Below are 24,888 nucleotides of genomic sequence, written 5' to 3'. Positions count from 1 at the left end.
CTTGTGGGCTCGTGGGTGGTTGTCCTCAAGCGCCGGACGGGCTGGGTGGTTGAGGTGGGCCGGGTTGGTTGGACCGGGTCCGCGTGGTGGCGGGGTCCGTCCGCAATCGCCGGACGGGCTTGGGTGGTTGCGGTGGTTGCGGTGGTGGCCGGGGGCCGTTCCGGGGTCATGCCCGGACGGCATGATTTACGGCGTCCAGCGGTCTTGAGAGAGGTACCGGCCCGGGTTGCGCCACACATCACGCCGTCCGGACACACCCACCCGCGGGCCCCGGAACCCCGCCCACGGCCGACAACCGCAACCACCAAGCCCGTCCGGCGCTTGAGGACAACGACCACCGGGCGGAACCGGCAGACGCAACCCCAGCCACCCCGCCGGACGGCACCCCCGCGGCCCCGACCTGCCGTATCGTTGAGGCGACCCATGACAGATCGGCAGGGCAGTGCGCAGGGAACGGGCAGGAGGCGGCTGGTGACGGTCGACGACACGACCTCCGGTGGGGACGAAAAGCCGCCGTCGGACCCCTCCGGTCACCCCACCCCGCACCACGCCGTCGACCACACGGCCGAGCCGACCGACGACCCCCTCGCGATCCGGCTCGAACAGCTGATCCTCGGTGCCGAGCGCCGCTACACCCCCTTTCAGGCCGCCCGCACCGCCGGGGTCTCGATGGACCTGGCGTCCCGCTTCTGGCGGGCCATGGGCTTCGCGGACATCGGCCAGGCGCGGGCGCTCACCGAGGCCGACGTCCTCGCGCTGCGCCGTCTCGCCGGTCTTGTCGAGGCCGGGCTGCTGAGCGAGCCGATGGCGATCCAGGTCGCCCGGTCGACCGGGCAGACCACCGCCCGCCTGGCGGAGTGGCAGATCGATTCCTTCCTCGCCGGTCTCACGGAGCCGCCCGAGCCCGGGATGACGCGGACCGAGGTCACGTATCCCCTGGTCGAGCTGTTGCTCCCGGAGCTGGAGGAGTTCCTGGTGTACGTGTGGCGGCGCCAGCTCGCCGCTGCCACCGGGCGGGTCGTCCAGGCCGCCGACGACGAGGAGATGGTCGACCGCCGGCTCGCCGTCGGCTTCGCCGACCTCGTCGGTTTCACCCGGCTGACCCGCCGCCTCGAAGAGGAGGAGCTGGGAGAGCTGGTCGAGGCGTTCGAGACGACCTGCGCCGACCTCGTGGCCGCGCACGGCGGCCGGCTCATCAAGACCCTCGGCGACGAGGTGCTGTACGCCGCCGACGACGCGGGCACGGCGGCGGAGATCGCGCTGCGGCTCATCGAGACCATGACGCACGACGAGTCGATGCCGGCGCTGCGCGTCGGTATCGCGTTCGGCACGGTCACCACCCGGATGGGCGACGTGTTCGGCAACACGGTCAATCTCGCGAGCCGGCTCACCTCGATAGCTCCCAAGGACGCCGTCCTGGTCGACGGCGCGCTCGCGGAGGAGCTGATCCGGACGGGCGACACCCCCGCGTCCGAGGCGGAGGCGGCGGAGGAGGCCGCGACCGCCGAGAAGGACGGCGAGGAGCCGCCCTCGTACCGCTTCGCCATACAGCCGATGTGGCAGCGGCCGGTGCGCGGGCTCGGCGTCGTGGAGCCCTGGCTCCTGACGAGACGGCCCAAGCCGGAGCACTGACCCTTCGGCGCCCGCGCGGTCGCCGCCTATGATCCCGGTCAACGATCGTTGACCGGAAGCGGGTGGATGCGGTGGGCGCGGAGAGTGACCAGCGGTTCGGGGAGTACGTCGCGGTGCGCAGGCACGGGCATGTGGCCGAGCTGGTGCTCGACCGGCCCAAGGCGATGAACGCGGTCTCGACGGAGATGGCCCGCTCCATCGGCGCGGCCTGCGCGGTGCTCGGTGCCGACCGGGACGTCCGGGTCACGGTCCTCACCTCGACCCACGCGCGGGCCTTCTGCGTCGGCGCGGACCTCAAGGAGCGGAACTCGCTGAGCGACGCCGAGCTGGTACGCCAGCGGCCGACCGCCCGCGCCGCGTACACCGGCGTCCTGGAACTGCCGATGCCGACCGTCGCCGCCGTGCACGGCTTCGCCCTCGGCGGCGGGTTCGAGCTGGCGCTCTCCTGCGACCTGATCGTCGCCGACCCGACGGCGGTCGTCGGGCTGCCCGAGGTCTCGGTGGGCGTGATCCCCGGCGGCGGCGGTACGCAACTGCTGCCGCGCCGCGTCGGGGCCGCCCGCGCGGCCGAACTCATCTTCACCGCACGGCGGTTGGCGGCGGGCGAGGCGCATGAGCTGGGCCTTGTCGACCAGCTCGTGGAGGAGGGTGCCGACCGCACCGAGGCGCTGGCGCTGGCCTCCCGTATCGCCGCGAACTCGCCGGTCGGACTCCGGGCGGCGAAGCGCGCGCTACGGCTCGGGCACGGGCTCGATCTGCGGGCCGGCCTGGAGGTCGAGGACGCGGCGTGGCGGTCGGTGGCCTTCTCCGGGGACCGTAGGGAGGGTGTCGCCGCGTTCAACGAGAAGCGGAAGCCGCAGTGGCCCGGTGAGTAGCCCCCGACTTGCGGACGGAGAGTGACGACCTCTCGCTCCGAGTGATCAAATCACCCCAAAGCGACCTAAGGTGGGGTGATGGGAGAGGACGTACGGCTACGAGCCGTGGTGGAGCTTGCCCAGGCCATGGCCTCGGCGCACACCCCGCACGAGTCCTGGCGGGCCGCCGCGCTCGGCGCGCGTGACGCGCTGGCCGGCAGCTTCGCAGCGCTGTCCGTGTGGGAGCGGGACCTCGGGCAGCTCAAGGTCCTGGTGAACGCGGGGGGCCTGGCGGAGGGGGAGGAGGAGTTCCCGGAGGACGAGTCGTATCCCGTGCACCGGTTCCCCGAGATCGCGGAGTTCCTGCACGAGCGGTGGGCGGGCGGCGGCGAGCCCAACGCGTGGGTCGAGACGGTCGAAGGACCGGCCGCAGCCGCCGGTGCGCCCGGCTACTGCCACCAGCGGGTCGCCGCGCTGCGCAGGCGTGGCCGGGGGTGCTGCGTCGTCGCGCCGATCGTGCTGCACGGGCGGGCGTGGGGGGAGTTGTACGTGGCGAGGCCGCTCGGGGAACCGGCCTTCGAGCGCGCCGACGCGGATTTCGCGACGGTCATCGCGTCGGTCGTGGCGTCCGGGATCGCGCAGACGGAACGGCTCGAAGAGGTCCGCAGGCTGGCCTTCACGGACCCGCTGACGGGGCTCGCGAACCGCCGCGCGGTGGACATGCACCTCGACGAGGCGGTCGCGCGGCACCGTACGGACGGGTCGGTCGTCAGTCTGGTCGTCTGCGACCTCAACGGCCTCAAGCGGGTCAACGACACGCATGGCCACGCGGTCGGTGACCGGTTGCTGGAACGGTTCGGCTCGCTGCTCTCCCTGTGCGGGGCACGGCTGCCGGGAGCGCTGGCCGCGCGGCTGGGCGGTGACGAGTTCTGTCTGCTGACGGTGGGGCCGGAGGCGGACGCGGTGGTCGAGGTCGCCGACGAACTCTGCCGCCGGGCGGCGGAGTTGGAGCTGGGCGAGGGGGTGGCGTGCGGGGTCGCCTCGACGGGCGACGCGATCGGGCCGCTGCCGTCGGCCCGCCGGCTGTTCCGGCTGGCGGACGCGGCGCAGTACCGCGCGAAGGCGGCGCGGTCGGTGGGGCCGGTGGTGGCGGGGCGGGACGGCGGGGTGGTCCGGCTTGCGGACGAGCCGCCGGGGGCGCCTTCGGGGGAGCGGAGGCGGTTCCGGGGGATGACGCGTGGTGGGTCGTCCGGCTGAGCGGGGGTGCGTTTGCCGGTTCCGCCCGGTGGTCGTTGTCCTCAAGCGCCGGGCGGGCTTGCGGTGAGTTGCGGTTGTCGGTCGTGGGCGGGGTGCGGGGTCTGCGGGTGGGTGTGTCCGGACGGCGTGATTTACGCCGCGTGCAACGCTCGTTGGACCCGACGGGACCGGGTTGTCCACGCGACACAAATCAGCCTGAGTGTCCGAACACACCCACCCTCCGCCCCCGTCCCCCGGCCACCGCCGCAACCACCCCGGCCCGTCCGGCGATTGAGGACAACCACCCACCGGCCCGCAGGCGCGGACCCGGTCCAGCCAACCCGGCCCACCGCAACCACCCAGCCCGGCCGGCGCTTGAGGCCAGAACGACCACCGGCCCGCAAGGCGCGGACCCGGTACAACCAACCCGGGCACCTCCTAGTGACACGTTGAGTTTCAATCCGTACGCTCCTGAATATGGATATGCACACAGTCGTCGTGGGGCCGTCCGGCACCACCGCCGAGGACGTCGTCGCCGTCGCCCGCGGCAACGCCCGCGTCGAGCTCTCCGCCGACGCCCTCGCCGCGCTCGCCGCGGCCCGCGAGATCGTCGACGCGCTCGCCGCCAAGCCCGAGCCCGTGTACGGCGTCTCCACCGGCTTCGGCGCGCTCGCCAGCCGCGCCATCGGCCCGGATCTGCGCGGGCGGCTCCAGCGCAACATCGTGCGGTCGCACGCCGCCGGCATGGGGCCGCGCGTCGAGCGTGAGGTCGTGCGGGCGCTGATGTTCCTGCGGCTCAAGACCGTCGCGTCCGGGCACACCGGCGTACGCCCGCAGGTCGCGCAGACCATGGCGGACGTGCTGAACGCGGGGATCACGCCCGTCGTCCACGAGTACGGCTCCCTCGGCTGCTCCGGCGATCTCGCGCCGCTCTCGCACTGCGCGCTGACCCTGATGGGCGAGGGTGACGCGGAAGGACCGGACGGTGTCCTGAGGCCCGCAGGCGAGCTGCTGGCCGCGCATGGCATCACGCCCGTCGAACTGCGTGAGAAGGAGGGGCTCGCGCTCCTCAACGGCACCGACGGCATGCTCGGCATGCTGGTCATGGCCCTCGCCGATCTCCAGCGGCTCTACACCTCCGCCGACATCACCGCCGCGCTGACCCTGGAGGCCCTGCTCGGTACGGACAAGGTCCTCGCCCCCGAGCTGCACGCCATTCGCCCGCACCCCGGCCAGGGCGCCAGCGCCGACAACATGTCGCGGGTGCTCGCCGGGTCCGGGCTGACCGGGCACTTCCAGGAGGACGCGGCGCCGCGGGTGCAGGACGCGTACTCCGTGCGCTGCGCCCCGCAGGTCGCCGGCGCGGGCCGGGACACCCTCGCGTACGCCCGGATCGTGGCCGATCGCGAACTGGCCTCCTCCGTGGACAACCCGGTCGTACTGCTGGGGGGTACCTCCCAGGCCGAAGGCTCTGGGGGAGGCCGTGTGGAGTCCAACGGCAACTTCCACGGCGCACCCGTCGCCTACGTCCTGGACTTCCTCGCGATCGTCGCCGCCGACCTCGGCTCGATCGCCGAGCGCCGCACGGACCGGCTGCTCGACAAGAACCGTTCGCACGGTCTGCCCGCCTTCCTCGCGGACGACCCTGGTGTCGACTCGGGCCTGATGATCGCCCAGTACACGCAGGCCGCTCTGGTCAGCGAGATGAAGCGGCTGGCCGTCCCGGCGTCCGTGGACTCCATCCCGTCGTCGGCGATGCAGGAGGACCACGTGTCCATGGGCTGGTCGGCGGCGCGCAAGCTCCGTACGGCCGTCGCGCATCTGACGCGCATCGTCGCCGTCGAGCTGTACGCGGCGACCCGCGCGATCGAGCTGCGTACGGGCCTGATGCCCGCGCCCGCCTCCCGCGCCGCCGTCGAGGCGCTGCGCGCGGCGGGGATCGAGGGGCCTGGCCCGGACCGGTTCCTGGCGCCGGATCTCGCGGCGGCCGAGGCGTTCGTGCACGAGGGCCGGCTGGTGGCCGCTGTGGAGCCGGTGACCGGCCCGCTGGCCTGAGCCTGAGCCGGGGGGACGTACGAGGAGGGGGCCGCCCGGCAGCCGGGCGGCCCCCTCCTCGTACCGCTTCAGAGCGCGGTGCGCGCGCTCCTGCGCACCGAGTGCGCGACGAATGCCGCGCCCACGCCCAGGAACACCGTCCCGCCGATCAGGTAGGGCGTGGTGTCCACGCCCGTTCCCGTGTCGGCGAGGGTGAGCCCGGCCGGGTCCTGCTGGGCCGCTGCGGCGGACTGCTGCTGACCGGTGCTCTGCTCGTCCGTGGCGTTCGCCGAGGGGACGAACCACATGGCGCAGAGCAGGATTCCGGCGGCTATGGCCGTCAGCAGCGGTCGGCGTACGACGGACACGTACACGTAATCGATCTCCCTTGGGAAGACGCCGAATTGGCTGGGTGCGCCGATGCTAGTGAAAGCAGCGGGTCGCGGGAAAGTCACCTGGGGCAAGAGGCTTACGCTCCGGTTATGAGCACTCCTGAGACATCCCGTTTTGTCCGACTGCACGTCGAATTGGTGCTGGAAATCAGCGACTCGGAAGAGCTGGCCACCGCCGCGCTGACCCGTATCGCGGCGGACGACTCCCTGCCGGACGAGGAACGTGACCATGCCAGGTCGGCGGTGCGGGACGACGAGGCCGAGGCGCTGGCGTATCTCGTGGAGCCGTCGGATCTGGTCGGCGACGTACCCGGGGTGGAGCTGGCCCAGGCCTCGTGGAGCAGTGAGCAGATCGACTACGACCCGGAATCCGTGGAATGGGATCTGGACGAGGACGAGGACGAGCGGGGGGACGAGGGTGGCGGTGAGGACGACGGGACGGACGGCGACAAAGGTGACGCGGAGGGCGTCGGCGGCGGGGAGATCGGACGCCCCGGCGGGATTTAGCGCGCGAGCGTGACACCCTTGGCCCCGGGGCGCGGTCGAATGCGAACCGGGGCTTCACATATGCGCCACTCCTGTACATCCCGAACCGCGAGTGGCGTTGCCCACATCTTCGTCCGATGTGGAACCGGGTGGACCGGTAAGGGTGTTCTTAAAGGTCAACGGCAGGGAAGCGGCGACGATGGAGAAGCGTGTGATGACGAACGGCAAGCGGCGCAAGGGCCTCACGGCCGCGTCCGCACTGCTCGGCGGAGTGTTGGTGCTCTCGGCCTGTAGCGGTGGCGACGGTGATAAAGACTCCGGAGCCGAGCGTTCGAAGGATTCGCAGGCGCAGGTGGACGAGGCCGCGGCGAAGGACACGTCGGAGGCCCAGATAGCCATCTCGCCCAAGAACGGCGCCGACAACGCGGGTATCAACAACGACGCGAAGGTCACCGTCAGCAAGGGCACGCTCACCAAGGTCGAGATGACCACCGCCGACGGGGCCGCCGTCAAGGGCACGCTGGCCGCCGACGCGAAGAGCTGGAAGCCGGACGGCCAGCTGGAGCGCTCCACGACGTACAAGATCACCGCCACGGGCAAGGACTCCAAGGGCCGTGAGGCCCACGAGAATTCGTCCTTCACCACCGTCTCGCCGAACAACAGCTTCATCGGCAACTTCACGCCCGAGGACGGTTCGACCGTCGGTGTCGGAATGCCGGTCTCGCTCAACTTCGACAAGGGGATCACCAACAAGGCCGCCGTGCAGGGCGGGGTCACCGTCACGTCGAGCAGCGGCCAGGAAGTCGTCGGCCACTGGTTCAACTCGCAGCGCCTCGACTTCCGTCCCGAGCAGTACTGGCAGGGCGGCTCCACCGTCACCCTGAAGCTGGCGCTGGACGGTGTCGAGGGCGCGGACGGCGTCTTCGGGGTCCAGCAGAAGACGATCACCTTCAAGGTCGCCCGTAACCAGGTCTCCACGGTCGACACCAAGACCAAGACCATGACCGTCCAGCAGGATGGCAAGACGATCAGGACGATCCCGATCTCCGCAGGCTCCTCGGAGAACCCGACGTACAACGGTCAGATGGTGGTCTCCGAGATGTTCAAGGAGACCCGGATGAACGGTGCGACGGTCGGCTTCACGGACGACGACGGCAAGGGTGAGTACGACATCAAGGACGTCCCGCACGCGATGCGGCTGTCCACGTCGGGGACCTTCATCCACGGCAACTACTGGGGCGACGACTCGATCTTCGGCTCGGCCAACACGAGCCACGGCTGCGTCGGCCTGAACGACGCGAAGGGTGCGAACGACCCCAACCAGGCGGGCGCCTGGTTCTACGAGAAGTCGATGGTCGGTGACGTGGTCATCGTCAAGAACTCCCCGGACAAGACCATCGCGCCCGACAACGGCCTCAACGGCTGGAACATGAACTGGGCGGACTGGAAGGCCGGCTCCGCCGCCTGATCCAGCCCTGCCCTTCCGCTCCGTCAGGCGTCGTTAAAGGAAAGCAAAGGCAAGCAGAAGCAAGCAGAAGCGAGCACCCCCGGACGGAATTCCGTCCGGGGGTGCTCTGTTTCTCCGCGTATTTACGCAGACGTCACGACGGCCCTCCTCCTCGCGTGAAAGTGGCCCGACCGGACTCTGGTTGGGCCACTTCTCGTTCCCGAGGGCGGCCGGCTGGTGATCGCCCCCCGCCTCCATCGGCCCCCCGCCCCCCGCCCTCCCCCGTCTCCCGCAGACCAAGATCGACTGTCAGTGGTGGGTGAGACGATCGGTGCATCGAGCCGGGAAGCCGGAAAGAGGGGGAGCTGTCATGTCCGTAACTCAGAACTACATCAACCACGTTGCTCTTGTCCTGGATGCCAGTTCGTCCATGTCGCACCTGAGCGGCAAGGTCGTCGAGGTCGCCGACCAGCAGATCGCCTATCTGGCCCGCCGGTCGAAGGAGCTGGACCAGGAAACGCGCGTCACGGTGTACGTGTTCGCGAACACGGTGGAGTGCGTCGTCTACGACAAGGACGTGCTGCGGATGCCGTCCCTCAAGCAGCTCTACCGGGCCAGCGGCATGACCGCTCTGCTCGCGGCCACGCTGAAGTCGCAGAGCGAGCTGGCCCAGACCGCCCAACTCTACGGCGACCACAGCTTCCTGACGTTCGTCCTGACCGACGGACAGGAGAACGCGAGCCACCGCTGCCCCGACGCCCCCGCCACGGATCCTCGGGAACTGGTCAATGCCGTGGCCGGGCTCACCCGGACGCAGGCGGACAACTGGACGCTGGCCGTCCTGGTGCCGGACCAGATGGGCAAGCGCGAGGCCATGCAGTGCGGCTTCCCCAAGGACAACATCGCCATCTGGGACGCCACGAGCACACAGGGTCTGGAGGAGGCCGGGCAGGTCATCCAGCAGGCGACCGAGAACTTCATGGTGGGGCGTGCGAAGGGCATCCGAGGGTCGCGGGCGGTGTTCTCCACCGGTGCCGACGCCGTCAACAAGGACACCATCAAAGCAGCCGGCCTCACCCCGGTGAAAGCATCCGAGTACCAGCTGATTCCGGTCGCCCGCGAAGCGGGAATCCGGGAGTGGGTCACCGAATGCGGACACACCTACCGCACCGGCTGTGCGTTCTACCAGCTCAGCAAGTCGGAGAAGGTCCAGGCGGGCAAGCAGATAGCGGTGCTTGAGAAGAAGACGGACCGTGTCTACACGGGACCGGCGGCCCGCAGCCTGCTCGGCCTGCCCGCCACCGAGGTCCGCGTCAAGCCGGACCACAACGACGACTTCACCATCTTCGTCCAGAGCACCAGCGTCAACCGCAAGCTCGTCGCCCACACCCGGCTGCTGCTCATGATCTGACGCCGGTTCTCCAGGTGAGCCCCGCCGGTTCCCCGGGTGAGCCCCGCCGGCCCGACTGGCGGGGCTCACCTCACCGCTCAGGGCCGGGCTGAGATCCGGGACATGGTCGACGTGTAGCCGCCTCCGCCGGGGTAGACCCAGTCACCGGTCGCCGTGGTGCCGTCGGCGCTGAACGTGCCCTCGTAGTAGGCCGGGCTCCCCTTGGCGCCGGCCCAGATGGTCAGCTTGTCGCCGGTCAGTTCGTAGACGTAGTCGAAGGTGTTGCCGTTCGAGTCGTAGTACCGCGACACCACGTCCGTGCCGGCCGGTTCGCCGAACGGGCGCAGGTTCCCGATCAGCTCCATGCCGGTGACCGGCTCGCCGAACTGGGTGAGTTCGACGTGCTGGATCAGGAAGAAGCCGCCGGGCATCCACTCGTACCGCACGGTTCCTTCGGCTCCGCCGGTCACCGACCAGGTGCCGACCAGGCGGTCGAGGGCCGTCAGTTCGGTGCTCGGCGGGTTGGTCTCGGACATCTCGTTCTCCTTGCTCGGTGGGTTCTCGCGGCTACCTCGGAACCGCCTGCCTGTTCTCGACATCCGAGATCTGTGGCCTGGATCATATTCGGGAGATGTCGAGATCCGGGGGGTGGCCACGAGGTAGCCGCGAGAACCCACCGGGAAGGAAGTCATGACCACCACAGCAACCACCACCACAGTCACCGCCGGGGCCCCCGCGCCTTCGGCCGCTCGCTCCACGCGCCGGCTGCTGGTCGCCGGTGCTCTCGCCGGGCCGGTCTTCGCGGCGTCGGCGGTACTCCAGATCGTCACCCGTGACGGTTTCGACATCACCCGGCACCCGATCAGCCAGCTCGCCACCGGCAGCCTCGGCTGGATCCAGATCACGACATTCGTACTCGCGGGACTCGGCGGTCTCTCGCTGGCCATCGGCATCGGACGCACCGCCCGCGACGGATTCGGGCGCCGGGCGCTGCCCATCTGCGTCGGGGTGTTCGGTATCGGTCTGATCGCCGCGGGCGTGTTCCCCATGGATGCGGAGAAGGGCTTCCCGGTCGGCACGCCGGACCGGCCGGTCGCCGAGATGTCCTGGCACGGTGTCGCGCACTCGGTCTCGGCCGCCGTGGCCTTCACCGCCCTGGCCGTCGCCGCGGTCGTCGTGACCGTACGGTGCGTACGCCGCCGGTCCGTCGTCCCGGCCGTCCTGAGCGGTGCCGCCGCTCTCGTCCTGCTCCTGCCCATGTCACCGGAGCGCATGAGCATCCAGATCGCCGTCAACGGTCTGGTCGGCTTCACCTGGACAACCGCCTTCGCGCTGTCCCTGCGGCGCACACGCTCTGAGCTGCCTTAACATCGGCCGAACACGACCGGAGAATGATCCACCATGAAATATCTGCTGCTCGGCTACACATCGGCCGCCGCGTGGGACGCATCGACCGCCGACGCCCCGTCCCCGGAAGCACTGGCCGCGTTCGCCGTGTACCAACGGTTCGAACAGGAGCTGATCGAGAGCGGCGAGCTGGTCGGCACCGAGGGCCTCGGCCACCCCGCGGTCAGCACCACGGTCCGCCGGACGCCGCAGGGCATGGTGGCGACGGACGGGCCGTTCGCCGAGCTGAAAGAGGTCCTTGCCAGCTTTGCCGTCATCGACGTGGCCGGCCGGGAGCGGGCCGTGGAGATCGCCTCCCGGATCGTCGACGTGCTGGGCGAGCCGATCGAGATCCGGCCCATCATGGGCGAGGACTTCACGGCATGACCGGCCGTCGTCCCCGGCGTGGCCCGGTGCGGGCACCGCGCCACGCGGGCCGATGAGCGACGGGCCGATGAGCGACGGGCCGTTGAGCGAGCGGTCGGGCAGCACCGTGGATCTGGAGACACTGCTGCGCGCCGAAGCCCCGCAGGTCCTCGGCGCGTTGGTACGGCGCTTCGGCCGCTTCGACACCGCCGAGGACGCCGTCCAGGAGGCGCTGCTCGCCGCGAGCCGGACCTGGCCGGCCGAGGGTGTGCCACAGGATCCGCGCAGTTGGCTGATCCGGATCGGCTACCGGCGGATGGTCGACCTGCTCCGCTCCGACGGGGCGCGGCGTCGGCGCGAGCGGGAAGTCGGGGCGGCCGAACTGGCGATGCGGGAAACGGACCGCCGGGCGGACCCCGCGCGTGAGACCGACGACGGCCTCACGCTCCTGCTGCTCTGCTGCCACCCGGCGCTGAGCCAGACCTCCCAGGTGGCGCTCACACTGCGCGCCGTCGGCGGCCTGACGACCGCCGAGATCGCGCACGCCTACGGAACGGCCGAGGCCACCATGGGAACGCGCATCAGCCGAGCCAAGGAGCAACTCACCCGCGCCGGAGCCCGCTTCACCCCGCCGACCGCCGCCGACCGGGACAGCCGGATGGCCGCCGTCATGCGGGTGCTCTACCTGATCTTCAACGAGGGCTACACAGCCTCCACCGGCGAGGAACTCGCCCGTACCGACCTGACCGGCGAGGCGATCCGGCTGACCCGGACGCTCGCCGGCACCGTCCCGGACGACGCCGAAGTGACCGGCCTGCTGTCGCTGATGCTGCTCACCGAGTCACGGCGCGCCGCGCGCACCGGCGACGACGGCGAACTGCTGCCCCTGGACGAGCAGGACCGGTCACGGTGGAACCGCGGCCTCATCCGCGAGGGCACCGAACTGATCGACGGCGTCTGGAACCGGCGTGAGAAGGGTCCGTACCAACTTCAGGCGGCGATCGCGGCCCTGCACGCGGCCGCCGGGACCCCGCAGGAGACGGACTGGCCGCAGATCGCGATGCTGTACCTGTGGCTGGAACGGCTCACCCCGACCGCGCCGGTGCGGCTGAGCCGGGTGGTCGCGGTGGCCCAGGCGTTCGGGCCGGCCAGAGGGCTGGCGCTGCTCGACGATCTCAACCGGCGCCACGGACTGGACGAGGACCCCCTCACTCGGCAACGGGAACGCGCGGTACGTGCCCACCTGGTGCAGATGACCGGCGACACGGGCGTGGCGACATCGCTGTACCGCGAGGCCGCCGGCCTGACGGACAACAGGGTCGAACGACGCTATCTGCTCGACGAAGCCGACCGCCCGGTGGAGAGGGGCGAGGACGACCACGCCTCCCAGCGGGCCGCCCCACGCGACCCTGACGGGTGACGGCGCACCGAGGCACGGCGGGCTTCCGGTGATACGTACGTCGGCTGCTCCTGCTCCGGGCCGACCCGTCATCACGGGCCGACCCGTCATTCCGACCCGTCATCCCGGGCCGGCGGCTCCGGGATCGCCGGGGTGGTGTGCCGGTGAACTCCGGGCTCGGAGGGCCGCGACTTCGTTCCGTAGCTCGGTCAGTTCCCGGTGCAGTGCCTGGATGGCGACGATGGCCACTCCGTTGGCATCGGTGCAGCAGATCGTCCGGTCGTTCTCACCGACCTCGAACGCCTTCCACCAGTCCTGCGCCATCGGGCCCAGGTGGCGTACGTGTGGCGGGTCCCAGTGGTACCGCCATGTGCTGACCGGCAGTTGTGTCAACCGCTCCAGCACCTGGTAGCCGTTGACCGGGTCGCCGCCACGTACCGCACCCGACACGGCGTCGGACGCCAGACCGGCCGCGGAAGCCCCCTGCCGCGGGCGCGTCCTGGCCAGGACCGGCCTCCATGTCCTGGTCAAGGACCCTTTCAGCCGACGGTAGTTCATCGCTCCCAGACCACCGCGGTGACGTCGGTCTTCAGCCCGCGATCCGAGAAGAGCAGGCTGCCCCCACCGCCGCGGTTCTGCGGGCTGTCCACCGGCAGCTGGACCAGACCGCTGCCCAGCCCGCTGCCGTAGGCCGTCACACCGGCCGCCGTGACCGCACGGCCCTTGTTGATCATCGTGGTGTCGTAAGCGGCATTGCCGGCCGCCAGAATGTTCGTGCTCGCGACGGCCGGAACGCTCAACGCGCCTGTACCGGCAGCCGCCGTGGCGGTCAGCACCAGCAGACGGCGGGCAACGTGCTTCCTGGACATCGGGCATCCTTCCGGCCGGGACGCCGACTGCGTCCGCGACACCCCTAACGGCCCAATGCCCCCGAAAGGCACGTGGCTTTCCGGGCCTCTTCCGCCCCCATGCCCTAGGGCGTGTTTCGAAAGTCCCGCCTGGCCGACGACGCCTGGCACGCGCACTCGCCGCGTTGTCGGAATCATCCAAGTACGTCCAGTACGAGAACGATCCTCCGCCTTGCGATCGCACGCACCAGACGCCGTCGGCCCCGCCCTTCGGGCGGACGGCGCTACTTTCGCAACACGCCCTAGCGGCGATCCCGTCCGCGGGTCCCCGCGATCGGAGTTCCGTGGACTCCTGAGCAACCCGGGGCGGGGGAAGCCGGTCTCACTGGCCGGGAAGCCCGCACAACTCGTGGGCGCGGGACGGGTAGTGAGCGTAGGTTCGGATCATGCTGATGACTCTGGGAACCCCGCCGTCGGAGGCGGAGACAGACGCCTGGCATGACGTGATCGCGGCTGCCCATCTCCAGGACGTGCCCGCGTCCGTCCCGGAACCGGGCCGCACCGAGACCGCCGGGAAGCTGCGCGTGGAGTCGCCCAACGGGCGGATGCTCCACCTGGTGTGGGCCGCGCCCGACGGATCGTACGACGGTGTCGCGACGCTGCTGCTGTTCACCGAGGAGAGCAACCGGCACACCGCCTTCCTCGACGCCCTCGTCGTGCGTCCTGAGGCCAGACGGCGGGGCGTGGGCGGGCAGTTGTGGGGTGCGATACGGGCCGAACTGACCGCCGACGGGCGCAGTTCGGTGTCCACCATGCTCGAACTGGGCGGCGCCGGTGAGGCGTTCGTCGACGGGCTCGGCTTCAGCAAGGTGCTGCCGCTGGCCTGGTACGTGCAGCGGGTCCGGGAGGCGCACGCCGAATTGCCGCAGCCGCGACTGCCCGACGGCTACCGCTTCGCGGACTGGGAGGGTGTCGTACCGGACGCGCTGGCCGACGAGTTCGCGCGGGCACACGACGTGATGCGGGACGCCCCCAGCGGCGGCGTGGACGAGCAGACGCCGAGCTGGGACGCGGAGCGGGTACGGGGCGCGGCCCGGCTCATCGACGACCGGGGCGGCATCATCCTCACCTCGGTGGTGCTGGCGGAGGCGGACGGTACGGGTACGGGCGCGGCGGACAGTGCGGGCGGTACGGGCGGTGCGGGTACGGGCGTCGGGAGTGTCGCCGCGTACACCGAACTCGTCCTGCGCGACCCGTCGCACACCCGGGCGCTCCAGTACGACACGGTGGTCGTCCCGGAGCACCGCGGGCGCGGACTCGGCCGGGCGGTCAAACGCCGTCTGCTGAGCACCCTTACCGAACGCCATCCCGGAGTACGGGAGATCAGCACCAGCGTCGCCGACGACAACGCGCCGATGCTGGCCGTGAACGCGGCGCTCGGCTACCGGCGGGAGCGGCCCGCCGGGATCTTCCAGGCCAAGTTGTAAGTACCCGGCGGGCGTTGAGCGCTGGGCGTGGCCCGTGTCAGCTGCCGGCCACCACCCTCCCCGCCCGCAACTCCAGCCGCTCGCCCGCGAATCCGCTCCGGAACCGCCGGTCGTGCGAGACCACGACCACGGCGCCTCCGTAGGAGGCGAGCGCCCGCTCCAGGTCCGCCACCAGGCTCAGCGCCACATGGTTCGTCGGCTCGTCCAGGATCAGCAGATCGGCCGGGACCGTCAGCAGCCGGGCCAGTTCGAGCCGGCGCCGCTGGCCCACCGAGAGCCCGGCCACGGGCACGCTCAGATCCTCCTCGCGGAACAGCCCGAGAGCCAGCAGCTCGTCGGTGTGCTCCTCGGGCAGCCCCCGGCGACCCGCCGCGAACGCGCCCAGCAGGGAGAGCCGGGAGTGTGCTGTCGCGGTGGCCAACTCCTGGGCCAGATAGCCGACATGGCCTGTACGGTGGGCGGTCCCCGCGTCCGGCGGGAGATCCCCGGCCAGCACCCGCAGCAGCGTGGTCTTGCCCGCGCCGTTGGGCCCGTCGACCAGCAGCCGCGCCCCCGCCTGCACCTGGAGCGCGTCCACCCGCAGCCGGTCCCCGACCACGACGCCGGACAGCTCGGCCCGCACACCGATGGCTCCGGTGGTGGCCGGGTCGCCCGTGAACATGAGCGGTTCCGGCGGCGCGGGCACCGGATCCCGCTCCAGCCGCTCCAGCCGTACCCGCGCCGCCCTGACCTGCCCGGACAGCTTCGCCTCGTGCGAACGGCGGTGCTTGCCGAAGCCCTGACCCGGATCCTTCCCGGTGGCCGCGAGCCGCTGCCCGGCGGCGGCGACCTGCTCCTTCGTGCGGGCCAGATCCGCCACGTACTCCTGGTGGTCCTGCTCCCAGCGCTGCCGCGCGGCGGCCCTGGCCCTGCGGTAGCCGGTCCAGCCGTCGCCGTACCGCGTCACGGCGCGGGTGTCCCGGTCGACCTCCAGGATCGTCGTCGCGACGCGCTCCAGGAACGCCCGGTCGTGGGTGACGGCGACCACCGTGCCCCGGTGCGCCCTGAGTTGGTCCTCCAGATAGGTCAGGGCCCGCAGATCGAGATGGTTGGTCGGCTCGTCGAGCAGCAGCAGTTCGGGCGCCGACGCCAGGACGCAGGCCAGCGCCACGCGGGACTGCTCGCCACCGGAGAGCGACCCGAGCGGGCGCTCCCGGCCGATGTGGGCGAGCCCGAGTCCGTGCAGGGCGGCGTCGACGCGGGCGTCCGCCGCGTAGCCGTCGCGGTCCTCGTAGGCGGTCAACAGATCGCCGTACGCGGTCAGTTCGGCATCGGACGGCTCCGTGGCGCCGGCGAGTGCGGCTTCGGCGGCCCGGATCCGGCGTTCCAGCTCCCGCAGATCCGCGAGGGCCGCGTCGACGGCGGCCTGGACGGAGCGGTGCGGGTCGAGCCCGAGGGTCTGGGTGAGATACCCGACCCCGCCGGGGAACAGGACGGTGACCTCACCGCCGTCCGGCCGCTCGGCCCCGGCCAGCAGCCGCAGCAGGGTGGACTTGCCGGAGCCGTTCTCCCCGATGACACCGGCCCGCTCACCGGGCCGTACGGAGAGTGACACCTGATCGAGGACGGTCCGGTCGCCGTACGACTTGGAGACGTCTTTCATCGACAATTGGGCGCGTTCGCGCATGGTTCTTCCCTGAAAGTGACATGCCCGCGAAGATGCGTACGCTTCGGCGCGCGGCGGGGCTGATTGATGTCGGTCGGGCGAGGTGACGGGGACGCCGGCGGTCCGTGGGAGGGACCTGGGCCAGGGCGTCCGTGCCCGGAATCAGCGGAAGAAGTAGTACGAGTACAAACCCATGCGGTCGAGTGTAACGAGGGGCGCCCGAAGGCGCCCGGCAATACTTCCGGCGCCGCTACAGCTTCGCGGCCAGCTCGAAGGCGTGGGCCGACACCCACGTGTACGCGGCCCGCACGTCGTCCACCACACCGCGCTCGCGCAGCGCGGCCATGGCCGGATCGCCCTGGTCGGCGGACTCGTCGATGCCGCGCCAACAGCGGTCCTGCCACCACAGGATCGTACGGACGATGCCGTCGCGGTCGTCCAGGCCGTAGGCGTCGCAGACCAGCGTGATCCGGCGGGCCGCGTCGGCCACGTCCGGCACGCGGGGGCCGAGGTCCAGATACTGCCAGCAGACGTGGGCGACATCGTGAATACGGTCGCCGGGGGCGGCCAGGTCCCAGTCGATCAGGGCCACGGGCAGCCCGTCGGCATCGTCGGCACAGACCGTGTTCCCGGGCGACAGGTCGTTGTGGCACACGACTTCGCGCCCGTCGGCGAGCGGCGATCCGGCCGTCAGGTCGTGGAACTCCCGTACGAGCCCCGCGACCCGCGCCAGCCGCGCGTCCGACACCGGCAGGGCCACCTGCCCCTCGACGTACTCCAGTACCTCGCGCCCCTGCTCGTCCACACCCCGGTACCGGGGCGCCCCGCCCCAGCCCCGCTCCTCGAACAGCCTCAGCAACTCCCTGGTGAACGCTGCACGTTGGCCGGACACCGGACGTGAGCGCCGCACGGTGTCACCGACACGTACGACCTGATTGATGAACCCGCCGGACAACTCACCGGGCAGAGGAGTCTCTTCCATACCTCCCACGATGCCAGGGTCCCGCCGCACGGAACGAGGGGACGTGGCCCCCGAGCCGGGGCCTGAGCCTGACGTCGGGTCGTCGGCTCGTCGGAGGTAGTTCGAAAGTCGTTTGTATCCGCTTGTCGGACGCGCCTACCGTCCGGCTCATGATCCGGATGGCGAATGACGAGTTGCGCGGCTACCAGGTGGGACCGGTGAACGCCGGGCTCTGTGAGCTCACGGTGAGGGACGACCGAGAGAACATGCTCGAAGGGACGCCGTACCTGCACCGTCGCTTTCGTCTGATGGGCATCGAGAAGGCGATGGCGCAGACGCCGCATCTGTATGTGCACGACCTCGACAAGCTCCGGGCCGACGTGGAGGGGCGGGCCGAGGAGTGGCTGCCGCGAGAGGTGGTTCGTGCTCGGCTGACATCACGGTGGACGCCCGAGGGCGTGACGGAGTTCGGGCATACGGCGCTCTCGGTGATGTGGTTTCAGACGACCGCGCAGGATCCCTTCTCCCACCTGGCCACGATCGTGCGTCCCCTCGACTGGACCGCGCTTGCCAGGTTCGTGCCCTTCGAGGACTGAGGGGCTGAGGACTGAGGACTGACCGTAGGCCGTAGGGCCGCCGGTTCAGACACCCTTGCGGATGCGGGCGCGCGCCTCCGAGCCGCGGATCGCCTTCGTACGGGTCGCGATGAAGAACTCCGCCGGATCGCGGCGGGAACGCCAGGGGAGCGCGTTCACATAGCCGTCGACCAGCCGGAACTGGTCCAGGGCCTCCTCGTGCCTGCCCTGCCGCGTCAGGAAGTACGCCAGCAGGTGCCGCGCCTCCGGCAGGCGGGGGTGGCCCGGGGGCGCGGCCTCCGTGTCCGCCAGGGCCGCGTCGACCAGGGCCGTCAGACGCGGGTCCGTGTAGTCACGCGGAGCCGCGGTGGAGTCGTGGTGGTCGAACCAGGCGATCAGCGGGAACGCCGTCATCAGCGTCCCCACCGGCGCGTCCGCCGTGGCCTGCGCGGCGAACTCGCGGGCCAGCTCCGCCGAGCCGTGCCAGCGCGCGCTCCAGAACTGGATCGCGGCCTCGTGCGCCCCGTACAGCGGCGCCGACGTGGGGTGCGGGGTGCGGGCCGTGATCTCCGCCCACAGCTCGCGCATCTGCTCGGGGCCGTAGCCGACGCCCAGCGCCGTACGGATCTCGACGATGTACGGCGACGGGTCGTCCGGCCCGAGCTCCGCCGCGCGGGCGGTGTCGGCGCGGGCCTGCGGCAGCAGCTCGTGGAAACGGTCCGCCTGCTCGGGGGTGGTGTGCTTGGCGTACGGCGAACCCCGCAGCACCCACGCCCGCGCGACCGTCGCCGACGCCTGGACCAGCTCCGCGTCCGCGTCGGGAGAGTCGTCGGGGCGGCTCGCGCGCCAGCCCCGCAGCCAGGAGTCCTTCCGCGCCGCGGCCTCGCCCAGCACCCGCGCGTAGAGCGCCCGCCGCTCCCAGTCCCGCTCCCGCCCCGTCGCGCCCAGCACCCCCGCCGCCACCTCCCACCGCCCCGCCCGCACCTCGGCCAGGGCATGCTCCAGGGGCGCGTCCGGCCCGGCCAGCTCCGTGTTCTGCCGGTCCCTGGGCAGCAGCCCCAGCTCCGCTTCCGTACCGACGAGCGAGGACACGCTCCGGCGGGCCTTCAGCCAGAACCAGATGCCGAACGCGAAGAGGACGAAGGGCAGAACGCGTGCCATGGGATGGCCCCCAGGGTTACGGAGAACAGGTGAAGACGTGGTGTGGGGGATCTGCGGAGTATGCACCACCCCAGGTCAGCGGGGCAATGGCGCCTTTTGGTCAGGCGGCACCGGCACCGGCACTGGGCGGGGCCTGGCCTTGGAAGGCCTCGCCTCGCCTCGCCCCGCCCCGCCTCGGCGCGGCTACTCCGGTTTCCAGTAACGGAAACCCGAACCTCTTGCGCCGTGCTCGCACAAACAGGAAGCATGAGACACCGCAACCGATCCTGGCAGGGGGAATTGCGTGAGGGTAAGGAAGCTTGTGACAGCCTGCGAACACGGGGATTGCCCAGCGCTGTACGCGACGGACCAAGACACCTTGCTCGTGCAGGGTGGAGTACCGACGGGCCACGGGTTGAAGATTCCGGCGCACGAAGCCCTGGTCGAGATCCCGATGGAACTCATCCGGAAGGCAGTACGTGATCAGCTCATCTAGCAGCCTGACAGAGCGCTTCAAGGAATTTGAACGGGAAGCCTTCCGGCTCGAAGTTCTCGCCGAGTACAACATTCCTTCGAGCGCCAAGAACCTTGAGGCGTTTCTTGCCGGAAAGCCTCAGCCGGCCAACTACAACGCCGGTTGGGTGGAAACGGTACGGACTGCCTCGCAAGCCGGGAAGCGAATGTACCGAGTGCACATCGTTTCTCGCCCGCTTACCGACTACCTCCGCTATGAACTGGGGTGGGGGTACATGGCGAACATGGCGGGCGGGGAAGAGTTCTTCATCCTCGACACCACGGAGCAGCCGAACCCGTTGGAAGATGCGCCGGATTTCTGGATGTTCGACGAAACCGGGCCGGTCGTCATGCGGTACGACGAGACTGGAGCGTTCGTGGGCCCTGAGTTCTTGACCGAGGAGCGTGCAGAAGAGTTCATCGGCTATCGGGATACAGCTCTCGCGCATGCTGAGCCCTTCCCCGAGTGGTGGGCAAAGCACGGAGGGTGAACAAGGCAGAACTTGGCGCGGCGCTGCGGGCCTTGCGGCAGGCATCCGGGAAGGAGGCCAAAGCCGTCGCCCGCGGCGCAGCCATGTCTACACCCAAGCTGTCGAAGATCGAAAACGGACATGTGGCAGCGAGTGTTGTTGATGTGGAGCAGATCCTCATAGCCCTTGGAGTGTCGGCCGAGGTCAAAGCCGAGTACATGGCTGCCGCCCGCGCTCAAGCAACTGAGGCAACGGCATGGCGACTGTACCGACGGCTGGGTTACCACCGGAAGCAGGAACAGATTCGAACCCTGGAAGCGTCGATGACACTTCTTCGCCTCTTCCAACCGTCACTGGTTCCCGGTCTCTTGCAGACCCCCGAATACATGAGGGCCGTATTTCAAAGAAAACGGCTCAGTGAGGAACAATTGACCCGGACTGTCGGCGCACGAATCGACCGGCAACGGGTCCTCTATGACACCACGAAGACCCTTCGATTCATCATCACAGAATCTGTTCTTCGCTGGCGCTTCGTTCCTTCAGTGATGCTGGCGGGCCAGTTGGACCGGATTATTTCCGCCTCGCGCCTGCCGAACGTAGACGTCCAAATTGTATGCCTCGATGTTCCCCAGTCCGACGTACCGGGGCATTCATTTGTTATCCGCGACGACCGTATGGTCACGGTGGAAACCACGCATGCGGAACTCGTCGTCACCGACCCGCGTGATGTGGCGCTGTACGTCGACAAGTTCGAGCGATTCGCTTCCGGGGCGCTTTCCGGTGATGCCATGCGAGCCATGTTGTCGGGTATGAGGGACGACTTCTTGCGTGAACAGGAAATCGGCTAGAGATGGCCGCCTCCCGGCCCGAAGATGCGTCTATGCCGATGAACGAAAGACAGCCTGCCCCCCAAGGGTGGCGCATGGACCCCATCCCAAGCCGGCCCGCCTATAGGGACCATGAGGAGAAAATCCGGATTCCTGTCTGGCTCACGAAGAACGGCCGGCACGTCACGGACACAGAAATGATCCTGTTGCCGTCCGAGGCCGAACTGCTCCGCGAGCGCTTGACCGAGGCGATGGGCAGCACACGGTCTCACCTGCACGGACTGCTGATGGACAGCCCTTCCACGGTGCTCGCGCCCGGCGCAACGCTCGTGCACAAGACAGCTTGACCAACGGTCCATATCCAGGGAGGAAAACCATGGCTCAGTACGAATTCCGGACCGCCGCCGCGTGTGGCGGACCGTGCACCGAGGGATGCGTGGAGGTGGCGACCTGTCCGGCATCGTCGCGCTTCGGGACACCAAGACCGAGGCGGTCATGCAGTTCACGCCGCAGGAGTGGAGCGACTTCCTGAGTGGGGCCAAGCGCGGGGAGTTCGACGTCTCGCTCTGACTCGCCCCGAGAAGCCAACGGCCCCCACCCCGCCGCAGTGGCGGAGTAGGGGGCCGTCTCCAACTTCATGAACGGGAGCCCCGTTGCACCATCATGGCTACCTCTGGGTCGGTGAAAAGGCACGCTTCGACACCGAGAGCACGCGTCGCCCGGCCACCTCGCTGGTAGAGCCCACGCCGACGGGTCCCCCGGAGGTTCTGGAGCGGTACCGGCATGCTGTCGCCGAGTTCGCCGTGACCGACGTCCCCCCGATCGAAACGGCCCTGTGGCTGAAGAAGCCGTCCAAGCTGATCCGGGGAACGTGGGAGGAGCCCAAGGACGCGGCGGGCTGGCTCGGTCGTCAACTCGCCGAGTACGCACCACGGTTCGCCTCGGAGCAGGACGCCGCCCAGGTGGCCCCGCGTACCGCCTCGGCGGTCGATCGGCTGGGGCAGGGCGGGGACGTGTCCCTGGGGTACTACCTGCGGAGGCCGTACTTCCTGAGCGTGTCCGTGGTGACGTGCTCCCCCCAACCGCGCGGCACCTGATCTGGTCTGCCCGGCACATTGAGCGGCAGCGGCCCCCGGCTCAGGCCCCGAGGTCGTCGAACTCGCCCGCCTTGACACCTGCCAGCCAGGCAGCCATCTCGGTGCGGGTGAAGAACACGGTGCCGGCTTCGGGGCTCTTGCTGTTACGGACGGCGATACGTCCGTCCGGAAGCGCGGCGGCCTCGACGCAGTTGCCCCCTGTGTCGCCGCCGCCTCCCGAGAACGAGCTTTTGCGCCATTGGGCACGCTCGGTACGTTCGGTCCCCGCACGGCGGCCGGGACCTGCCAGCTCTTCCCGTTCACTCAAAGCTGCTCATCCTCTCGGCGATCAGGTTCACGGAGTCGGCCCGGGAGAGTGCCAGCTCGGTGAGGATCCCGAACCTCAGTGTGCACCTTCGTACATGCTCACGATCCTCGATGTAAAACATCCCCGCCTGGCCTTCGGCGTAGCCGAAGTCCGGAATCGGCTCCGGCAGCGTCAGGAGGGAGAAGGGACCCTCAAGCCCTGGGCTCCCGCCCGCGTTCAAGGGCAGCACTTGGAGGGTGGTGTTCGGGGATTCTGCAGTGTCGAGCAGCTTCTGCAACTGCCCGCGCATGACACTCGGTTCACCGATCACACGCTCCAACACGGTCTGGTCCATGACGAAGTGCAGGTTCAGTGGGGACTTCCCCGCGCAGCACGTGTTGCCGGATCATCCGTGCGGCCACTCGGCGTTCCCGCTCCTCCGCTGAGTGCTGCGCGGGTGCGACCGCGTTCATCTGGAAGGTCCCTCGGGAGGGCGTCATCGGCCCCGGGGGTGTGCCTCGTTCAGGCGGCCCGGGGCAGGCCGGGGATCTGGTGGCAGGTGGTGAAGCGTTTGGCCATTTCCTGCCGGTAGTCGGGTGCGATGATGGGCATCGACGGGGGATGGGACGGGTGGTGGCCATGGATGATGATTCGTACGCGGCGGGCAGCGAGCTGGTCCTTCGGATGGAGGCGTCCGACGAGACCAGGAGCACCCTGCTGCGCAGAGCCGTTGCCGCGCTGGGCCAGTTCGCCGGCGAGGGCTTTCAGCCGAAAGGTGCCCGCAGTACGCGCTTCCTCAACGGGGAGGGAGAGGCTGGGATGGTCGCCCTCAAACATCCTGCTCACTCGGCACTCAACTCCTGGGTTCATGTGAGTCTCGGAGATTTCGAGCCGGATGGCGGCGGCACGATCTTCTTGACGGCCCACCTGGACGAGCCGGGGGACGTTCTCCAGCAGGAATGGGAGATGGCTGTCGCCCTGACATCGCAGCTCGTGGTGGGCCTCGGCCCGAGCCTCGCGCATCTGACGGCGTGGCACATCGACGGGTACGGGCAGATCTACCCGTCTATCGGCCTTCGGCCCGGCTCCGGCCTGCCGGACGAGTTCGGGCCGTGGACCTATGTCTCCGGTAAGGGGCTCACCGACGAGGTCCGCGTTCGACTCGCGGCCCTGCCCGCATACGCTTCCCGGGCGTTCGGCGACGGCTGGCTGGTGAGGGCGGTCGAAAGTCCCGGTGCCGAGCCGACCGAACAGTTCTGGGACGCGCTGAAGGAACTGGACACCGAACCGATCACCTACCGAGCGGCTCGTCTCGCCGCCGCTTGATCGGTTGGAGCCGCGGCGGGAGCCTGTCGAGGCGGACCGGGAGGTCTTGAACGCGAACGCCGGTCGGCTGGCACTGCACGTCGCTTGGGCGGTCGATCGGCTGGGGCGGGGCGGGAATGTGTCCCCTGGGGTACTACCTGCGGAGGCCGCACTTCCTGAGCGTGTCCGTGGTGACGTGCTCCCCCAACCGCGCGGCACCTGATCTGGTCTGCCCGGCACATTGAGCGGCAGCGGCCCCCGGCTCAGGCCCCGAGGTCGTCGAACTCGCCCGCCTTGACACCTGCCAGCCAGGCGGCCATCTCCGCGCGGGTGAAGAACACGGTGCCGGCTTCGGGGCTCTTGCTGTTGCGGACGGCGATACGTCCGTCCGGAAGCGCGGCGGCCTCGACGCGGTTGCCGCCTCCGCCGTTGCTGCCTCCGGAGAAGCTGCTCTTAAGCCACTTCGCGTACGTCGGCGCGTCTGCCTGTGACATCCGGTCACTCCTCTCGCCCCGTCTCACTCGTACGACTTCATCGCTTCGGCGATCACTCTCATGGAATCGGCACATGAGAGGGCCAGCTCGGTGAGAATCCCGAACCGAAGTGTCCACACCCGAACATGGTCTCGATCCTCGATGTAGACCATACCCGCCGGACCTTCGGTGTAGCCGATGTCAGGGATGGGGTCCGGCAAGGTCAGGACCGCGAACGGACCTTCCAGGCCCGGGCTTCCGCCCGAGTCGCGGGGGAGGATCTGGAGAGCCACATTCGGGTTGTCCGCCGTATCGAGCAGCTTCCGCAACTGACCGCGCATGACTGCCGGGGTTCCCGATGACGCGGTCCAGCACAGCCTGGTCGATGATGAAGTGCGCACGTGGCGGCGCCCCTTGACGCAGCACGTGCTGACGAATCATCCGAGCGGAGACCCTGCGCTCCAGCTCCTCTGGCGAGTACGTTCCCGGCGACACAGCGTTCATGACCGCACGGGCGTAATCGGGAGTCTGCAACAACCCGTGCAGAAGCTGTGGTTGGAAGTCCCGAAGGGCGACCAAACCTCCCTCGATGCTGAGGGGCGGCTTCACGGCATCGGGCAGCTCGCTGCCGAAGCCTGC

The 24,888-nt window shown here is 69.7% G+C and carries 30 protein-coding genes and 1 pseudogene; 19 read left to right on the top strand and 12 right to left on the bottom strand.

Annotation, left to right across the window (positions count from 1 at the left end; genetic code table 11):
- The first annotated feature begins 471 nt into the window (after window positions 1-471).
- The 4 genes from OG700_RS13370 to hutH all read left to right on the top strand — a co-directional run bounded on the left by OG700_RS13370 (window position 472) and on the right by hutH (window position 5,777).
- Window positions 472-1,632 (top strand): adenylate/guanylate cyclase domain-containing protein, encoded by a 1,161-nt coding sequence (locus tag OG700_RS13370; protein WP_405621671.1) that lies wholly within the window; start codon window positions 472-474, stop codon window positions 1,630-1,632.
- Window positions 1,633-1,703: 71 nt separating this feature from the next.
- Complete coding sequence (locus OG700_RS13365) at window positions 1,704-2,507, top strand: enoyl-CoA hydratase/isomerase family protein (protein WP_405613157.1); 804 nt, start codon at window positions 1,704-1,706, stop codon at window positions 2,505-2,507.
- 78 nt (window positions 2,508-2,585) lie between these two features.
- A complete protein-coding gene (locus tag OG700_RS13360) occupies window positions 2,586-3,743 on the top strand; it encodes a diguanylate cyclase domain-containing protein (protein ID WP_405613155.1) in 1,158 nt (385 codons plus the stop codon).
- A 456-nt stretch (window positions 3,744-4,199) separates the two neighbouring features.
- Window positions 4,200-5,777, top strand: coding sequence for a histidine ammonia-lyase (gene hutH, locus OG700_RS13355; protein WP_405613153.1), 1,578 nt, complete (start codon window positions 4,200-4,202; stop codon window positions 5,775-5,777).
- A gap of 68 nt (window positions 5,778-5,845) precedes the next feature.
- Here hutH and OG700_RS13350 read toward each other — a convergent pair whose 3' ends face one another.
- On the bottom strand, window positions 5,846-6,124 hold the full coding sequence (locus OG700_RS13350) for a hypothetical protein (RefSeq protein ID WP_405621669.1): 279 nt from the start codon (window positions 6,122-6,124) through the stop codon (window positions 5,846-5,848).
- A 114-nt stretch (window positions 6,125-6,238) separates the two neighbouring features.
- Between OG700_RS13350 and OG700_RS13345 the strand changes: the two genes are divergently transcribed.
- The 3 genes from OG700_RS13345 to OG700_RS13335 all read left to right on the top strand — a co-directional run bounded on the left by OG700_RS13345 (window position 6,239) and on the right by OG700_RS13335 (window position 9,492).
- Window positions 6,239-6,655 (top strand): hypothetical protein, encoded by a 417-nt coding sequence (locus tag OG700_RS13345; RefSeq protein WP_405613151.1) that lies wholly within the window; start codon window positions 6,239-6,241, stop codon window positions 6,653-6,655.
- Between the two features lie 178 nt (window positions 6,656-6,833).
- On the top strand, window positions 6,834-8,102 hold the full coding sequence (locus OG700_RS13340; protein ID WP_405613149.1) for an Ig-like domain-containing protein: 1,269 nt from the start codon (window positions 6,834-6,836) through the stop codon (window positions 8,100-8,102).
- A 349-nt stretch (window positions 8,103-8,451) separates the two neighbouring features.
- Window positions 8,452-9,492 carry a vWA domain-containing protein gene (locus tag OG700_RS13335; RefSeq protein ID WP_405613147.1) on the top strand — a complete coding sequence of 347 codons (1,041 nt, stop codon included), beginning with the start codon at window positions 8,452-8,454 and terminating at the stop codon, window positions 9,490-9,492.
- A 77-nt stretch (window positions 9,493-9,569) separates the two neighbouring features.
- Here OG700_RS13335 and OG700_RS13330 read toward each other — a convergent pair whose 3' ends face one another.
- Entirely contained in the window at window positions 9,570-10,007 is a 438-nt protein-coding gene (locus OG700_RS13330) for a hypothetical protein (protein WP_405613145.1), read from the bottom strand.
- Between the two features lie 154 nt (window positions 10,008-10,161).
- Here OG700_RS13330 and OG700_RS13325 point away from each other — a divergent pair, with 154 nt between their 5' ends.
- The 3 genes from OG700_RS13325 to OG700_RS13315 all read left to right on the top strand — a co-directional run bounded on the left by OG700_RS13325 (window position 10,162) and on the right by OG700_RS13315 (window position 12,643).
- Window positions 10,162-10,839, top strand: coding sequence for a DUF998 domain-containing protein (locus tag OG700_RS13325; RefSeq protein ID WP_405613143.1), 678 nt, complete (start codon window positions 10,162-10,164; stop codon window positions 10,837-10,839).
- A 33-nt stretch (window positions 10,840-10,872) separates the two neighbouring features.
- Window positions 10,873-11,244, top strand: coding sequence for a YciI family protein (locus OG700_RS13320; protein ID WP_405613141.1), 372 nt, complete (start codon window positions 10,873-10,875; stop codon window positions 11,242-11,244).
- A gap of 67 nt (window positions 11,245-11,311) precedes the next feature.
- Window positions 11,312-12,643, top strand: coding sequence for an RNA polymerase sigma factor (locus tag OG700_RS13315; protein ID WP_405613139.1), 1,332 nt, complete (start codon window positions 11,312-11,314; stop codon window positions 12,641-12,643).
- 99 nt (window positions 12,644-12,742) lie between these two features.
- On the opposite strand, the gene OG700_RS13310 is transcribed toward OG700_RS13315, so the two are convergent.
- A complete protein-coding gene (locus tag OG700_RS13310) occupies window positions 12,743-13,153 on the bottom strand; it encodes a tail fiber domain-containing protein (RefSeq protein ID WP_405613137.1) in 411 nt (136 codons plus the stop codon).
- A 23-nt stretch (window positions 13,154-13,176) separates the two neighbouring features.
- Window positions 13,177-13,491 carry a hypothetical protein gene (locus tag OG700_RS13305; RefSeq protein ID WP_405613135.1) on the bottom strand — a complete coding sequence of 105 codons (315 nt, stop codon included), beginning with the start codon at window positions 13,489-13,491 and terminating at the stop codon, window positions 13,177-13,179.
- 425 nt (window positions 13,492-13,916) lie between these two features.
- Here OG700_RS13305 and OG700_RS13300 point away from each other — a divergent pair, with 425 nt between their 5' ends.
- Window positions 13,917-14,957 (top strand): GNAT family N-acetyltransferase, encoded by a 1,041-nt coding sequence (locus OG700_RS13300; protein ID WP_405613133.1) that lies wholly within the window; start codon window positions 13,917-13,919, stop codon window positions 14,955-14,957.
- A 37-nt stretch (window positions 14,958-14,994) separates the two neighbouring features.
- Here OG700_RS13300 and abc-f read toward each other — a convergent pair whose 3' ends face one another.
- Together abc-f and OG700_RS13290 are read right to left on the bottom strand one after the other, a co-directional pair.
- On the bottom strand, window positions 14,995-16,623 hold the full coding sequence (abc-f, locus tag OG700_RS13295) for a ribosomal protection-like ABC-F family protein (protein WP_405613131.1): 1,629 nt from the start codon (window positions 16,621-16,623) through the stop codon (window positions 14,995-14,997).
- Window positions 16,624-16,852: 229 nt separating this feature from the next.
- A complete protein-coding gene (locus tag OG700_RS13290; RefSeq protein WP_405613129.1) occupies window positions 16,853-17,584 on the bottom strand; it encodes a phosphotransferase in 732 nt (243 codons plus the stop codon).
- Between the two features lie 149 nt (window positions 17,585-17,733).
- Here OG700_RS13290 and OG700_RS13285 point away from each other — a divergent pair, with 149 nt between their 5' ends.
- Window positions 17,734-18,159, top strand: coding sequence for a hypothetical protein (locus OG700_RS13285; RefSeq protein ID WP_405613127.1), 426 nt, complete (start codon window positions 17,734-17,736; stop codon window positions 18,157-18,159).
- 45 nt (window positions 18,160-18,204) lie between these two features.
- Here OG700_RS13285 and OG700_RS13280 read toward each other — a convergent pair whose 3' ends face one another.
- Entirely contained in the window at window positions 18,205-19,299 is a 1,095-nt protein-coding gene (locus OG700_RS13280; RefSeq protein ID WP_405613125.1) for a hypothetical protein, read from the bottom strand.
- A 283-nt stretch (window positions 19,300-19,582) separates the two neighbouring features.
- On the opposite strand from OG700_RS13280, the gene OG700_RS13275 reads away from it, so the two are divergent.
- The 6 genes from OG700_RS13275 (at window position 19,583) to OG700_RS13250 (ending at window position 22,185) form a co-directional block, all read left to right on the top strand.
- Window positions 19,583-19,774 carry a hypothetical protein gene (locus OG700_RS13275; protein WP_405613122.1) on the top strand — a complete coding sequence of 64 codons (192 nt, stop codon included), beginning with the start codon at window positions 19,583-19,585 and terminating at the stop codon, window positions 19,772-19,774.
- Complete coding sequence (locus tag OG700_RS13270) at window positions 19,758-20,282, top strand: DUF6879 family protein (protein WP_405613120.1); 525 nt, start codon at window positions 19,758-19,760, stop codon at window positions 20,280-20,282. Before OG700_RS13275 ends, OG700_RS13270 begins: the two co-directional genes overlap by 17 nt.
- A complete protein-coding gene (locus OG700_RS13265; protein WP_405613118.1) occupies window positions 20,279-21,109 on the top strand; it encodes a helix-turn-helix domain-containing protein in 831 nt (276 codons plus the stop codon). Before OG700_RS13270 ends, OG700_RS13265 begins: the two co-directional genes overlap by 4 nt.
- Window positions 21,110-21,183: 74 nt before the next feature.
- The gene (locus OG700_RS13260; protein WP_405613116.1) at window positions 21,184-21,435 is read left to right on the top strand and encodes a hypothetical protein; all 252 of its coding nucleotides are present in this window, start codon (window positions 21,184-21,186) and stop codon (window positions 21,433-21,435) included.
- An 85-nt stretch (window positions 21,436-21,520) separates the two neighbouring features.
- Window positions 21,521-21,658 (top strand): DUF397 domain-containing protein, encoded by a 138-nt coding sequence (locus OG700_RS13255; RefSeq protein WP_405613114.1) that lies wholly within the window; start codon window positions 21,521-21,523, stop codon window positions 21,656-21,658.
- An 83-nt stretch (window positions 21,659-21,741) separates the two neighbouring features.
- Window positions 21,742-22,185 (top strand): hypothetical protein, encoded by a 444-nt coding sequence (locus tag OG700_RS13250; protein WP_405613112.1) that lies wholly within the window; start codon window positions 21,742-21,744, stop codon window positions 22,183-22,185.
- Window positions 22,186-22,225: 40 nt separating this feature from the next.
- Here the strand turns inward: OG700_RS13250 and OG700_RS13245 are convergent, their stop codons facing one another.
- Window positions 22,226-22,492: a DUF397 domain-containing protein gene (locus OG700_RS13245; RefSeq protein ID WP_405613110.1), complete on the bottom strand. Its 267-nt coding sequence runs from the start codon at window positions 22,490-22,492 to the stop codon at window positions 22,226-22,228.
- A complete protein-coding gene (locus OG700_RS13240) occupies window positions 22,485-22,844 on the bottom strand; it encodes a DUF5753 domain-containing protein (protein ID WP_405621666.1) in 360 nt (119 codons plus the stop codon). The genes OG700_RS13245 and OG700_RS13240 overlap by 8 nt, the downstream gene beginning before the upstream one ends.
- Window positions 22,845-23,110: 266 nt before the next feature.
- On the opposite strand from OG700_RS13240, the gene OG700_RS13235 reads away from it, so the two are divergent.
- On the top strand, window positions 23,111-23,797 hold the full coding sequence (locus OG700_RS13235) for a hypothetical protein (protein ID WP_405613108.1): 687 nt from the start codon (window positions 23,111-23,113) through the stop codon (window positions 23,795-23,797).
- Window positions 23,798-24,039: 242 nt separating this feature from the next.
- On the opposite strand, the gene OG700_RS13230 is transcribed toward OG700_RS13235, so the two are convergent.
- The 3 genes and pseudogenes from OG700_RS13230 to OG700_RS13220 all read right to left on the bottom strand — a co-directional run.
- Window positions 24,040-24,270 (bottom strand): DUF397 domain-containing protein, encoded by a 231-nt coding sequence (locus OG700_RS13230; RefSeq protein ID WP_405613106.1) that lies wholly within the window; start codon window positions 24,268-24,270, stop codon window positions 24,040-24,042.
- Between the two features lie 23 nt (window positions 24,271-24,293).
- Window positions 24,294-24,650, bottom strand: coding sequence for a DUF5753 domain-containing protein (locus OG700_RS13225; RefSeq protein ID WP_405613104.1), 357 nt, complete (start codon window positions 24,648-24,650; stop codon window positions 24,294-24,296).
- Window positions 24,622-24,858: pseudogene (locus OG700_RS13220) on the bottom strand (Scr1 family TA system antitoxin-like transcriptional regulator); the annotation flags it as partial. The pseudogene OG700_RS13220 and the gene OG700_RS13225, both read right to left, overlap by 29 nt.
- Between the last annotated feature and the right edge of the window lie 30 nt (window positions 24,859-24,888).

Origin of the sequence: Streptomyces sp. NBC_01508 (genome assembly GCF_045040315.1) — a bacterium.
In the GTDB taxonomy this organism is placed as follows: Bacteria; Actinomycetota; Actinomycetes; order Streptomycetales; family Streptomycetaceae; genus Streptomyces.
This window is presented reverse-complemented; position numbering and strand designations above follow the sequence as displayed.

Bases quoted from the DNA above. Each gene is read 5' to 3' on its own strand.
- OG700_RS13360 (WP_405613155.1), top strand. From the start codon at position 2,586: ATGGGAGAGGACGTACGGCTACGAGCCGTGGTGGAGCTTGCCCAGGCC.
- hutH (WP_405613153.1), top strand. From the start codon at position 4,200: ATGGATATGCACACAGTCGTCGTGGGGCCGTCCGGCACCACCGCCGAG.
- OG700_RS13345 (WP_405613151.1), top strand. From the start codon at position 6,239: ATGAGCACTCCTGAGACATCCCGTTTTGTCCGACTGCACGTCGAATTG.
- OG700_RS13340 (WP_405613149.1), top strand. From the start codon at position 6,834: ATGGAGAAGCGTGTGATGACGAACGGCAAGCGGCGCAAGGGCCTCACG.
- OG700_RS13335 (WP_405613147.1), top strand. From the start codon at position 8,452: ATGTCCGTAACTCAGAACTACATCAACCACGTTGCTCTTGTCCTGGAT.
- OG700_RS13330 (WP_405613145.1), bottom strand. From the start codon at position 10,007: ATGTCCGAGACCAACCCGCCGAGCACCGAACTGACGGCCCTCGACCGC.
- OG700_RS13325 (WP_405613143.1), top strand. From the start codon at position 10,162: ATGACCACCACAGCAACCACCACCACAGTCACCGCCGGGGCCCCCGCG.
- OG700_RS13320 (WP_405613141.1), top strand. From the start codon at position 10,873: ATGAAATATCTGCTGCTCGGCTACACATCGGCCGCCGCGTGGGACGCA.
- OG700_RS13315 (WP_405613139.1), top strand. From the start codon at position 11,312: ATGAGCGACGGGCCGTTGAGCGAGCGGTCGGGCAGCACCGTGGATCTG.
- OG700_RS13305 (WP_405613135.1), bottom strand. From the start codon at position 13,491: ATGTCCAGGAAGCACGTTGCCCGCCGTCTGCTGGTGCTGACCGCCACG.
- OG700_RS13300 (WP_405613133.1), top strand. From the start codon at position 13,917: ATGCTGATGACTCTGGGAACCCCGCCGTCGGAGGCGGAGACAGACGCC.
- abc-f (WP_405613131.1), bottom strand. From the start codon at position 16,623: ATGCGCGAACGCGCCCAATTGTCGATGAAAGACGTCTCCAAGTCGTAC.
- OG700_RS13290 (WP_405613129.1), bottom strand. From the start codon at position 17,584: ATGGAAGAGACTCCTCTGCCCGGTGAGTTGTCCGGCGGGTTCATCAAT.
- OG700_RS13285 (WP_405613127.1), top strand. From the start codon at position 17,734: ATGATCCGGATGGCGAATGACGAGTTGCGCGGCTACCAGGTGGGACCG.
- OG700_RS13280 (WP_405613125.1), bottom strand. From the start codon at position 19,299: ATGGCACGCGTTCTGCCCTTCGTCCTCTTCGCGTTCGGCATCTGGTTC.
- OG700_RS13260 (WP_405613116.1), top strand. From the start codon at position 21,184: ATGGACCCCATCCCAAGCCGGCCCGCCTATAGGGACCATGAGGAGAAA.
- OG700_RS13255 (WP_405613114.1), top strand. From the start codon at position 21,521: ATGCGTGGAGGTGGCGACCTGTCCGGCATCGTCGCGCTTCGGGACACC.
- OG700_RS13235 (WP_405613108.1), top strand. From the start codon at position 23,111: ATGGATGATGATTCGTACGCGGCGGGCAGCGAGCTGGTCCTTCGGATG.
- OG700_RS13230 (WP_405613106.1), bottom strand. From the start codon at position 24,270: ATGTCACAGGCAGACGCGCCGACGTACGCGAAGTGGCTTAAGAGCAGC.